The 13,262-nt window shown below is 32.9% G+C and carries 10 protein-coding genes; 9 read left to right on the forward strand and 1 reads right to left on the reverse strand.

What is annotated here, in order from left to right:
- Positions 1-10: 10 nt before the first annotated feature.
- Positions 11-3,520 (reverse strand): TraB/GumN family protein, encoded by a 3,510-nt coding sequence (locus tag KLA_RS14180; protein ID WP_034646504.1) that lies wholly within the window; start codon positions 3,518-3,520, stop codon positions 11-13.
- Between the two features lie 216 nt (positions 3,521-3,736).
- Between KLA_RS14180 and hemH the strand changes: the two genes are divergently transcribed.
- The 9 genes from hemH (at position 3,737) to KLA_RS14225 (ending at position 13,181) form a co-directional block, all read left to right on the forward strand.
- Positions 3,737-4,768, forward strand: a complete 1,032-nt coding sequence (gene hemH, locus KLA_RS14185; protein ID WP_013621112.1) for a ferrochelatase — start codon at positions 3,737-3,739, stop codon at positions 4,766-4,768.
- A 16-nt stretch (positions 4,769-4,784) separates the two neighbouring features.
- Complete coding sequence (locus KLA_RS14190) at positions 4,785-5,336, forward strand: CopD family protein (protein ID WP_013621111.1); 552 nt, start codon at positions 4,785-4,787, stop codon at positions 5,334-5,336.
- 95 nt (positions 5,337-5,431) lie between these two features.
- Complete coding sequence (locus tag KLA_RS14195) at positions 5,432-8,566, forward strand: VPS10 domain-containing protein (protein ID WP_034646505.1); 3,135 nt, start codon at positions 5,432-5,434, stop codon at positions 8,564-8,566.
- 27 nt (positions 8,567-8,593) lie between these two features.
- Entirely contained in the window at positions 8,594-10,072 is a 1,479-nt protein-coding gene (locus tag KLA_RS14200) for a ComEC/Rec2 family competence protein (RefSeq protein WP_013621109.1), read from the forward strand.
- A gap of 55 nt (positions 10,073-10,127) precedes the next feature.
- The gene (locus KLA_RS14205; protein ID WP_034646506.1) at positions 10,128-10,508 is read left to right on the forward strand and encodes a VOC family protein; all 381 of its coding nucleotides are present in this window, start codon (positions 10,128-10,130) and stop codon (positions 10,506-10,508) included.
- A 231-nt stretch (positions 10,509-10,739) separates the two neighbouring features.
- Positions 10,740-11,378, forward strand: a complete 639-nt coding sequence (locus KLA_RS14210; protein WP_034646507.1) for a hypothetical protein — start codon at positions 10,740-10,742, stop codon at positions 11,376-11,378.
- Between the two features lie 144 nt (positions 11,379-11,522).
- Entirely contained in the window at positions 11,523-12,059 is a 537-nt protein-coding gene (locus KLA_RS14215; RefSeq protein WP_034646508.1) for a hypothetical protein, read from the forward strand.
- Complete coding sequence (locus KLA_RS14220; protein WP_034646509.1) at positions 12,052-12,417, forward strand: hypothetical protein; 366 nt, start codon at positions 12,052-12,054, stop codon at positions 12,415-12,417. The genes KLA_RS14215 and KLA_RS14220 overlap by 8 nt, the downstream gene beginning before the upstream one ends.
- A 155-nt stretch (positions 12,418-12,572) precedes the next feature.
- Complete coding sequence (locus KLA_RS14225) at positions 12,573-13,181, forward strand: hypothetical protein (RefSeq protein WP_034646511.1); 609 nt, start codon at positions 12,573-12,575, stop codon at positions 13,179-13,181.
- Positions 13,182-13,262 lie beyond the last annotated feature (81 nt).

Here is a 13,262-nt window from a genome sequence, read left to right on the forward strand (position 1 = left end):
TAACTAAAGTTTAGTAATTGTAATATCCAAATTGCGTATTGTATGCATTAGGTCTGTATACTGCTGCACGTTTTCTATCCTTTAAAATAAACTCTTCTGTAACCATATCTATAACCTCATCCTGACTATAAACATCTTCAAAATTTCTTCCTTTATTTTGATAAAAAGGTTGTACACCAATTTCTTTGCTTTTTGGATAAACTATAAGGTAAATTTTTTCAGTTTCATCATAACTAGTTTTTTGTGTAAACTTGTAATAATACCCAACATAATTAGTGCCCTTGTACATCAAATCTTTCTGATTAATAAAATCTACCGTATACTTATTTCTATTGTACTTGTTACGCAGGTAAATTAAACTCTCTCCCAAGCTTTCTTGCGTGTAATAATCTTTAGGAAATACTTGTAATTTTTTAGCAACTTTAAGCTTATCAAAAAGTAATTTTCTGCTTGCAGGTTTGGCTGCTAAAGAATCTAAAATACCATTTGGTATAGATGAATTAGACCTAGCTAACAAAGCTACATAGGTTGTTTTAACGGCAGCGTCATTACTTAACAATAGTTTTGTATAAAACCATTGCACTTCTTTTTCTTTACGAAAAGGAAAAAGTAGTATTGTATAATCTTCTAACGTGTTATAAGTAAAATTTCTTGAGCCAAATACACCACTAATACCATTTACCTTGTCCTTTCCTAAATGTCTTTTAAGCTGAATTTTAGCATCATTTAAAATTTGCTTTTTATATTTTTTATAGGCGCCAACTTTTATGTGAGAATGCAATTGCAAACGTGCTAAAATTGAAAATATAGGCGCCTTGTATTCTTCTATTGCACTATACTCTAAAATTTTAGGAAACAGTTGTTTTGCTAAAGGCAAACTATCTAAATACGGTTTAAATATGGTGTTAATTTCATAACTATTACTCACCAAAGGCAAATCTTTAGACATTAGGTCTAACAATGTTTTTACAGATGCCTCATTGGCTTTAGCCGCTACTGCTTGTAATATTTTAGTTTGGGCGCTAGAGTTGTTATAAGAGTCTTCGTAAAAAGTAGTAAAAAACGGCACAACCCTGTTACTTTTTAGTTTGCCCATTTGCTGTATTAAATGAGATTGTATTTTCTTTTGACTGTCATTAAAATCAAACTTAGTTACATAATGTACTAAAGAATCTAAGTGTTTAGGTTCAAAATTTATAAATCGATATCCATTAAGAGCAATACTATCATTTTCACGCAGAGCTTTAAAAAACAAAGGTGTTTTATCTTCTAAAAACGATTTACCAATAACAGTATCTACAGGGATAAAATTATTAATAAATGTTGTCACATATTTGCTAGATTTTTGAGTGGTGTCTACAACTGCTTTAATCTCATACAACAAACCATCTTTAGATATGTTTCTAACAAAAATACCTCTTGTACTTGCGGTATCTGTTAAAATTAAATTTAACTGCTCATAGCCCTCTGGGGTTGTAGATTGTTGTTCTTTGTGAATTACAAAGCTCTTTTTTCTGTATATTTTTTTACGCAATGTCCAAAGAGAGTCTACACTTGGTAACATTAAAAAATCATGTGCCTTGTTTACAGAAACACTAACCATTTCTCCGTTATTATTTTGGTAGATATTGGTTTTGGTATACGGGTTGTATTCTTTGGGCTTTTTTCTACCATTATTAAAACTGTAGTTATTTACCGAAAAATTAGGTGGCTTAACCGTAGATTTTGTGGTAAAGTACAACGCAGTATCCTTTACAAAAGTAAACTCCTTTTTATAAGTTGGACTCTTTAACTCTAAAGAATTAAAATAGGTGTTTGCTACGGTAGAATCTGTGCTAACCGTGCCTAGCAAATAATAGTTTATGCCGTTTACAACAGATTTTAAAAATAATTTTTTACCAGAAACAGAATCTAAAACTGCGCTAGAAACAAGTGATTTATTTTTAGTGTCTTTATACTTAGGTTTAATTTTTAGTTGCTGGTAAAATCGTTTTTGAATTTGCTTAAGCTCAAACGTATCTTCTTCAATAAAACGTAGATCGTTTTGTACTACTCTTTTAAGAAAAAAGTAATCGTCTGTAGCCTCATCTACACCTTGCACCAAACGACTTCCCAACCTATATTTATTAGGAAAAATGTAATTAGATGGCATTTCCACAGAAAAATCTTTAAATCCGGATGTAACTTTTGCCTTTTTTAAAACATCTTTTTTTAACTTAATGGTATTAAAAATAGTATCTGAGTATTGTTGCACATAAGTACCTTCACCACCCATTTTAAAAATGATAATTTCTAAAGGTGTAATGTAAATTTGGTATCGTTGATGATCACCATTTTTAAGCAAGTTTTTAATTTCAAAAAACGGAACACCGTCTTTTTCTAGCATATTTTTCTCTATAATTTTACCAGGAATATTCTCAAAAAGCAACTCGTCAATTTTTTTAAAATCAAAAGTTCTATCGTCTTTTAAATACGAGAAAGTAGGTATACGAGTTATCATTACATAACTACCATTTGCAAGGTCTGGCACTATATAACTGGTTACATTACTATCTGTAACAGCATACATTTTATTAGGCAACATTAAAGAAAAAGCCTCATCATCTGGCGTTTGCTCCTTATAATTATTTTGCCTAAAAGTTTTAACTATTTTTTCTTTTAATTGTCTGCCTTTAAATCCAGACTTAGAGGTTAACGGCTTTACGGTATATCCTTTGCTACGCAACAAAGAAATTACACCATTATCTCCAGGTAAATGAGCCGCACCAATACCAGTAAAAACCTTATTAGTTTTTAATAATGTATCTAACTTATTAACCATATTCTGGTTGCGTATATACAGCATATTTTTTAAATAATGATTGGTATACATACCAGAGTCTAAGGAGTCTATTAAATTTATATTACGCTCTCTGTAAGCATCTTGCAATAAAAAATCCATTCCTTTTTGCTGCATTTTTTTTAGCAGCCAATCGTCTGGTTTGTCTTTCATTGCATTTAAATTTGCCCTACCCACTAAAATTGTAGATTCATTTAAATCTTCTAATGCAACTATTTTTTTGTTAAACTTTTGTCCTGCTTGGTATATAAACATATCTAAATATGTTTCCTCTTCAAAATCTTGAGCAAAAGAGCTGGTTCTGTACAACAATCCATTTAAAATACGATCTTCAAAAGCAAGGTAAGATCCCACCTGCTCTACTTCAGGATTCATCATCATAAATGAACTTGCGTAAAAACCCTTAGGAACGTAATTGTAACGTATGGCATTTTGAGAAATATCTTCTTCTAACCACGTAGCTGGGTCCGACTCTAATGCAACTACATCACTTTTTAATAACGATTCGTAAAAAACATCATCTAACCTAAATGCCACTTTTTTACTCACATGCATTGTTCCGTACAAATAAGAAGTTTGCTTTAATCCGTTACCAGAAATCTCCCAAAGCAAACTGTTTTTTTCTTGTGCATTACCAAAACAAAGAAATAACAGTAAAACAGAACAAATAAGAAAGCGCATAAATAGTATTTTTATAAAATAACAACGTATAATTTAGTTGTAAGTTGCATTAAATATAATTATCGCAAAAAAAATACACACTAATTAACGTTACATTATGAAGATAGTAAACTTTTAAAAATGATTATAACTATTAAAGAATAAGTATAAATTATAACCAAAAGTGTTAAAGTTGAGCAACAAGCCTTATTTTTGCATTTCTAAAAAGATACAGTTGTGAAAGGAGTTTTATTAGTAAATTTAGGATCACCAGATAGTCCAACACCTAAAGATGTTAAGCCATATTTAGATGAGTTTTTAATGGATGAAAGGGTTATAGATGTACCTAATTGGTTACGTAATATTATTGTACGTGGTATTATTTTACGTACCAGACCTAAAAAATCTGCTGAAGCATATAAAAAAATATGGTGGGAAGAAGGTTCGCCACTTGTTGTAATTTCAGAACGTTTTACAGACAAGGTAAAAGAACACACCAAAATGCCTGTTGCTTTGGGTATGCGTTACGGTAGTATGACTATTAAAAACGGATTGCAAGAGCTTAAAGATAAGGGCGTAGATGAAGTTTTATTAGTTCCTCTATATCCGCAGTACGCAATGTCTTCTTTTGAAACCGTTGTGGTTAAAACAATGGAAGAAAAAGAGCAGCATTTTCCTGAAATGAAAATAACTACGCTACAAGCTTTTTATAAGAATGAAGATTATTTAAAAGTACTATCTAACAGTATAGCAAAGAGCCTAGAAGGTTTTAATTATGATCATATATTGTTCTCTTACCACGGTATTCCAGAACGTCACATAAAAAAATCAGATCCAACTAAGTTTCATTGTAAAATAGATGGTTCTTGCTGCGCTACCAACTCTGTAGCTCACAATACATGTTACCGTCACCAATGTTATGAAACTACAAAAAGAGTTACTGCTCTTTTAGGCATACCAGAAGATAAAATAAGTGTATCATTCCAATCTCGTTTACCAAACGACCCTTGGTTAAAACCGTATACAGATTTTGAGTTTGAACGTTTTCCTAAAGAAGGTAAAAAGAATTTAGCTGTAATTACACCTGCCTTTGTTGCAGACTGTTTAGAGACTTTAGAAGAAATTGCTATGGAAGGTAAAGAGCAATTTACAGAAGCTGGTGGTGTAGAGTATAAACATATACCTTGTTTAAATACTGATGAAAACTGGGTTGCTGTAATGGCAGACTGGGTAAATAATTGGGAAAAAGATGGTAGCTTACCAAGCTAAATAAACTAGTGTACTAATGGAAGAATACTACCTGTATATAAAATCGCTTCACTTAATTTTTGTAATTACGTGGTTTGCTGGTTTATTTTATATACCAAGGTTATTTATTTACCATATTGAAGCCAGTTTTAAACCTTCACCAGAAAAAGAAATATTAACTACACAGTTTAAATTAATGACCAAGCGTTTGTGGTACATTATTACTTGGCCATCTGCAATTTTGGCTGTGTTATTTGCCCTATTGTTACTTATAATTAACCCATCATTTTTACAACTGCCTTGGATGCACGTAAAACTTGGGTTTGTTTTTTTACTTATTTTATATCATTTAAAAAATCATCAAATAGTAAACCAATTACAAAAAAACCAAATAAAGTACAGCTCTAAATTTATGCGTATTTGGAATGAAGCTTCTACGCTTATTCTTTTTTCTGTGGTGTTTTTAGTTATTGTAAGAAATGCTATTAACTGGGTTTACGGTGTACTTGGCATTTTTACTTTGGCACTACTTTTAATGCTAGGTATTAAATTATACAAGCGCATTAGAAGTAAAAATCCTAATGCATAAATTATACTACCAACACAAACCACTAGTGCATTAATTTCTTTGGTTATTAGTTTTTTTCGCTATTTTTAGAGAGACTAATTACAACCAAGAACATTATGAAACTCAATCACCTAAAAAACAGCACGTTTTTGTTGCTGCTTTTATGTATTTCTCAAATTTCTTTTGCTCAAAAAAGAAAACAAAAATCTACAACAGACCAATACCCAGAAGCTTTATATAGCAGTATGCAATACCGCTTAATTGGACCCTTTAGAGGTGGCAGATCTGCGGCAGTAACTGGCGTACCCAACAAACCTAACTTATTTTACTTTGGAGCTACTGGTGGTGGCGTTTGGAAAACCGAAGATGGCGGAAGAAGCTGGGGTAATATTTCTGACGGCTTTTTTGGCGGTAGTATTGGCGCTATAGAAGTTGCACAAAGCGATCCTAATATTATTTATGTTGGTGGTGGAGAAAAAACACTACGTGGTAATGTTTCATCTGGTTATGGAATATGGAAAACTGAAGATGGTGGTAAAACTTGGACCTCTGCTGGCTTAAGTAAAAGCAGACACATACCACGTATAAAAATTCACCCTAAAAACCCTAACATTATTTACGCTGCAGTTTTAGGTAACATATACAAGCCTACAGAAGAACGTGGTGTTTATAAAAGTACAGATGGCGGTAAAACGTGGCGTAAAACACTATTTGTTAACAGCAGTGCAGGCGCTGTAGATTTAACGTTAGACCCAAACAATCCTCGTGTTTTATATGCATCTACGTGGCGCGCAAAAAGAACACCTTATAGTTTAAGCAGTGGCGGAGACGGTTCTGCTTTATGGAAAAGTACAGATAGTGGAGAAACTTGGACAGAAATCTCTAAAAACGAAGGTTTTCCTAAAGATACATTGGGGATTATTGGAGTTACTGTTTCGCCTAAAAACTCAGAACGTGTATGGGCAATTGTAGAAAACAAAGAAAAAGGCGGCCTATACCGTAGTGATGATGGCGGTAAAAAATGGACACAAGTAAACCAAGAACGTAAATTAAGACAACGTGCTTGGTACTATACACGTTTGTATGCAGACACAGAAGATGTTAATACTGTATACGTACTTAACGTGCAATACCACAAATCTACAGATGGCGGTAAAACGTTTAGCACATTTAATGCACCACACGGAGATCATCATGATTTATGGATAGCTCCAGAAAATCCAAAGAGAATGATTATTGGTGATGATGGTGGCGCGCAAATTACCTATGATGGTGGCGATACTTGGAGCACTTACAACAACCAACCTACAGCACAATTTTACAGAGTAACTACAGACAATGCATTTCCGTACAGAATTTATGCTGCACAGCAAGACAATTCTACCATACGTATAAACCACAGAAGTGATGGGCGCTCTATTAGTGATAATGACTGGGAGGAAACCGCAGGTGGCGAGTCGGCACATATTGCTGTAGACCCAACAAATAATGACATTGTATACGGTGGTAGTTATGGCGGATTTTTAACTAGAAAAAACCATAAAACAGGTACAACAAGAGCTATAAACGTATGGCCAGACAATCCTATGGGATATGGTGCAGATGGGATGAAATACCGTTTTCAATGGAACTTTCCTATACTATTTAGCAAACACAACCCTAAAAAACTATACACCTTCTCTAACCACGTACACGTTACAGAAAATGAAGGTCAGTCTTGGAAATTATTAAGTGATGATTTAACTCGTAATGACCCTAGCAAACTAGTTTCTAGTGGCGGACCAATTACACAAGACAATACAAGTGTAGAGTACTATTGCACCATTTTTGCAGCTAATGAGAGTCCGCTTAAAGAAGGCTTACTTTGGGTTGGTAGTGATGATGGTTTAATACACGTATCTAAAAACGGTGGCGAAACTTGGGAAAATGTTACACCTAAAAATATGCCCCAATGGTCTATGGTAAATAGCATAGAACCTTCTGCTTTTAATGAAGGTACGTGCTATGTAGCTGCTACAAAATACAAGTTGGGCGACTTTGCACCTTACTTATACAAGACTACAGATTACGGACAAACCTGGGCAAAAATAACAAACGGTATAAACAATGAGCACTTTACACGTGTAGTGCGCGAGGATCCTAAACAAAAAGGATTGTTATACGCTGGTACGGAAACAGGAATGTATATTTCTTTTAACGATGGTGCTAGCTGGAAACCTTTTCAGTTAAACCTACCAATTGTACCAATAACAGATTTAACAATTAAAAACAACAATTTAATTGTTGCTACACAAGGTAGAAGTTTATGGATTTTAGATGATTTGTCTGTATTGCATCAATTAGATGAAAATACAAAAAATGCAACATCAATATTATACAAACCAAAAGACACTTATAGAACAAAAGGTGGTAGCAGTAGCAGACCATCTAAATTAGCTGGAAGCAACCACCCAAACGGTGTAATTACGCATTTTTATATTAACAAACTAGAAGAAAACGATAACGTTAAACTAATCTATTTTAATAAAAAAGGAGATACTTTAGCTACGTTTAGCAATAAGGCCAAAGAAAAAAACAAGAAATTAAAAGTTAAAAAAGGAGGCAACACCTTTGTGTGGGACACGCGCGGAAAGGGAGCCGAGAAACTTAAAGGTATGATTTTTTGGTGGGCTAGTTTTAATGGACCAAAAGCAGTACCTGGAGATTACAACGTACAATTGGTAGTTAATGGCGCTACACAAAGTAAAGACTTTACCATTGTGCCAGACCCAAGAGCAGAAGCTAGCATTGCAGATATGCAAAAGCAGTACAATTTTATAACAGAGGTAAATGAAACGGTAAACAAAGCACATACTTCTATTAAAAAAATGCGAAAAATTACAGCACAACTTGCTGCTTTTGAAAAACAATATAAAGATACTGAAGCAACAAAAGAACTGGTAGAAAAAGCCAAAACAATGCGAGAAAAGCTAGAGAATATAGAAAAAGAGCTGTATCAAACTAAAAACAGAAGTAATCAAGATCCGCTTAATTTTCCTATAAAACTCACAAATAAATTAGCGCATATAAATAGTTTAATTGGCTTGGATGATTTTGCACCAACAGACCAAGATATTGCCGTTAAAAATGAACTAACAGCAAAAATTAACACACAACTAACTGCTTTTAATAAAGTGTTAGATGATGAAATAACCGCTTTTAATACTGCCTTTAACAACCTAAAGTTAAATTATTTATTTGTTGAAGAGTAGGCATATGTAACCCTAAATAATGTTCTAATGACACATCTATCAGAAGACGCGTACAACATAGGATCCTATAAAAGAAAATATGCGTTTGCAGAATACCCTTCTGTAAAAATTTACAAATCTTCTGATGGTAGGTCTTGGGGCAATCATCTTTTATTTGGTGATTATATAAAAATTTTAGATACCAAAATTGTAAATAATAGAGTATTTGCCAGAAGCAGAAATACCAATGGTTGGGTAAAAGTAGATGAACTTAGAAAAGAAAGGTTATTAGAAGTTAACTTTGTAGATATTGGCCAAGGAGACGGTTGCCATATTGTTACTCCAAATGATAAACACATACTTATAGATGCCGGAAAAACGGATAATATGAACCGGTATTTATCATGGCGTTTTAATTTGTATGACCGTAAATCTCCCTTATCTTTTCCGTTCACAACAATTATTAGTCATTCTGATGCTGACCACTACCAAGGTTTTGGGTATGTTTTTGACAATGATAAAATAAAAATAGACACTATTTACCATAATGGTTTAGTAGAACGCCCTGGTGCTAACAGGTTAGGCACTAAAAAAGATGGCTATTATACAAATGTAATAACAACTACGGCGCAAATGCTGCACTTAATTACAGACGCTAAAAACAGAAAAGGTGCAGGTTCTACCTATTGTAAAACACTGTACAAAGTATTAAAACATAACCCTAATGTTAGTTTTAAAGCGTTAGACATTAGCGCTAATTATTTGCCCAATTATAGTAAAGAAAGCACTGTAAATAATACTAAAAACTCAATAAAAATATTAGGGCCAATTACTAAAAAAATTGAGGGTAAAGATGCACTAAAAAGTATTAACAATTTAGGAAAAGATAAAAACGGACACTCTGTTATTTTAAAGTACGAGTTTGGTAAGTCTAAAATTCTTTTAGGAGGAGATGTTAACACAGAGTTTGGCCAAATACTACAAGATTATTACAAAAATAATGCTCAGTTACATGAATTACAAGTAGATGTAGCCAAGGCTTGCCACCATGGCAGCAATCATTTTCATTATGGCTTTATACAAGCAATAAATTCTAGTGCCACAGTAATATCTTCTGGTGATGATGAAAGTTATGCTCATCCAAGGCCAGATACTATTGGTGCGTTAGGCAAATGTGGTTATGGAGAAAAACCACTTATTTTCTCTACCGAATTGGCTAGGTCTACAAAAGAAATAACGTATATTAAACTACAAGGTATTTCTAAAATGTTTGAAGACTTAAAAATCATAAAAAAGAACTATAAAGAAGAAACCGAAGAAGCGCAAAAAAAGAAGTTTTTAAAAAGTATAAAAAAAATTAATAAAGAAATAAACTCGTTTTTAACCAAATACGGAATGATTAACCTTAGAACAGATGGTGAGCGTATGATAATTGCCCAAAAACTAGAGCGTAATGCAGGACATAGCAAATGGGACATACACAAACTAAAGTATTCTAAAACTACAAAAAGGTTTGAGCAAGAATAGTATTTTTACGTGTTAAACCTTATTTAAAAACAAGCCTTATTTAAACCAAAAAACAATGAACCTAAACCAGGTAACTGTACCCTCTTTAGATTTAACAAAGTCTATACCGTTTTATGAAAAATTAGGGCTAAAACTAATTGTAAAAGCATTACCGCATTACGCAAGGTTTGTGTGTCCAGATGGCAACTCAACTTTTTCTATTCACCAGACAAAAGAATTGCCAAAAGGAGAAGGTATTTATGTTTATTTTGAATGCAAAAACCTTGACGAGCAAGTGAATACTATACAACAAAACGGAATTAATTTTGACCTACTACCAACAGACCAAAGTTGGATGTGGAGAGAAGCCAGGCTAAAAGATGTAGATGGAAACCAACTGATATTATTTTATGCTGGTGAAAACAGACTAAACCCACCTTGGAGAATAGAAAACTAAATTACAATTTATACAAGCCTCTTTTTAGAGGCTTTTTTATTACACTAGCGCCAAAATATAAGTTTAGTAATACAACTATATATCACTTGGTTTGTACTACAAAAATAATTACTATATTGTAAGAAAAATAACTAAACCATACTGCCATATGTGCGTTTACATAACCCTATTGGCGAAATAAACGCAATAAATTGCGTTTATTAACTAGTTGTGCGTCATTTGAGAAAAAAATTGAACTACACATTTAACGAAATAGAAAAAGATATTATTCAGAGACTTAAAAACTCTGAACCGAAGCGAATATGGACGGAATTTATTAAAGTCATAATTGAGTTCGAGGAATATTATGTGGAATTGGAATGTGTGCCCGAAATTGCGAGTTCACAAAATAAGGTGGATGAAGCTATGACTGTAAAAGTTCGAGAATTTAAAAAAAGTTATTTGCCTTATAAAAATGCAAAAGTCATTGTAGAAAATAAACTAATAACGGACATAAAATCCGTTCGGACTTTTTTATACTTCACCGATTCGATTACAGAACCTGCGAAAGTCAAAAAAATCGACTCTAAATGGAACAGAATGTTAAGTAAAATAGCTGAAATAAGAAAAAGTGAAATCGAAAAATTACTCGATGGAACTACAAGTAGCTATCACGATGAAATAATATGCAAGCCGAATTCAGATGAAGCTAAAAAAGTAAACGGAGAATTTTCAAACTTAATTGACGTTGGAATAATTTTGGAGATTGGAGAAAATTATTTGCCTGCTTTTATTCAGGGAAATGGATATGGATTTGCTCATTTGGAAAGGAAACCGCTTTTGAAATCGGAAGAGCTTAAAAAAGAATTAATTGAATACGAACTGAATTAAAAACGAACGCACAACAATGGCTATAAGTAATTGCTTGTTCTCGCTTACTTTGAAAATTCCTGCGGAATTTCCAAGTTGGTGTATACTTGCAAAGTCAGTCGCTAACCCACGCAACTACTCATAGCCGAGACCGTTACCCAACATTTGAGAAAAGCATTCGTAATCATATTGACCTTAATCGGAATTATAAGTTTTGGACAAGAAAATATACTTGACCAAAATGAAAACGGAATGAATTCTATCGAACCGACCGAATTAGATAGTCTTTACGTTCGAGCATTAAATAGCAGAATTGATTTGATTTTAGGAAGTGGATGGAATTACGTGGAAATGAGTGGTTATGGAAAAAGGATTGCGGAATTAGATGTTTCTGACCGAATTAAATTTCTAACTGACGAGGAACTGATTGACTTGTCGATTAAAAAGAAAAAAACGATTAACATAATTCGCCTGAATCATAAAATAGTTGCGAAAGATACGATTGACATAATTTTTGGAGACGTTTCTGTGACTGCGAAAAGAGGAATGTTTTTTCAACGTGGAATTCGATTTAAAAAAGCGGAATTTTCAGTTGGTTGTCGAGGAACGAACGGTTATCAACCTGATATACGATTTGTGTTTGACCGAAAAGAAAATAAATGGAATTTAATAACTAACCGATTTGTAAACACAAATGAATAAAAACCTAATAATTGGAATTTTGGTTTCTTTCGTACTTATTTCTTGCGATTGTTGGGTAACAATTGACGGAAAAGTTATTGATTCTAAATCAAAAGAACCGATTGAAAAAGTATTCTTTGAGTTTAAAAACATAAAGTGTACTGAAATAGTAAGAGCAACTGCTCAAAATGTTGAGACGAATTGTGTTTTTGCAACAGATTCAACAGGTATTTTCTTTATGAATTCTGACAGTTATGGATTGTGTCCAGATAATCCAGTCAAAATCAAAATTCGAAAAGTCGGATATAAAACAAAGGAAATGGAACTAAATCAAGGACATTTAATTAGTGACTTAATTGTGGAATTAGAGAAAGAATAAAAAACGTTGGGTAACATCGTGTAAAATTAATTGCTAGTTCTAGCCTACTTACGAATATTCCTGCGGAATATTCTATTCGGTTTTTATTTGCTAAATTAGTTACTTAAACACGCAACAAACCATATACAACAACGTTGTGCGTCATTTAAAAAACTATGTACCGATTACTAAACCTCTTTCTAATTTCACTTTTAATATTCGGTTGTTCGAATAGAAAAAAGGGCTCTCAAAACGATATTTCGAACTCAATATTTATAGACTCAACAGATTTTAAATTTTTTGGACTAGAAGAATTTAATCTTGAGGAATGGTACGAGGGAAAAGTTAAGTTAAAGTCTTTAACCAAAATACAAGCTGAAAAATACTATCAATATCGACTTAGAAATGGCTTGGTGGACACCAATTATTACCAATTTTATTCTATCCAGAAAAATACTAATCAACAAAAAATCATCACCATTGTCGACGGTGTAACTGGTCGTTATCCGGATTTGAGAATGCTTATTTACAACAAAAGAGATAGCCTAATAGGATTCTATCCAATTGCAGGAATTGGAAACGATCCTGACATAAACTTAAAATACAAATTGGTTTCGAAAAAACTTAATGACACCAGATACTTAAGTACCCGCATAGATGAATACGAAGTAGAATCCAATTTAGAAAATATACAACGTGATTCGACTGTGACCAAATTCGAATTAGAATTGGGCTATATGAAAGAGGCTAAAATACTTGATAAAAAAACATATAAACTGGAATAAAAACGCCGCACAACAAAGCCTAAACGTAATGCAGAGTTTTAGGCTAAAACCGAAAGGTCTGTGTATATTTATAAAGTCGCT

It is taken from the genome of Cellulophaga geojensis KL-A, from assembly GCF_000568425.1.
GTDB classification, from domain to species: Bacteria; Bacteroidota; Bacteroidia; order Flavobacteriales; family Flavobacteriaceae; genus Cellulophaga; species Cellulophaga lytica.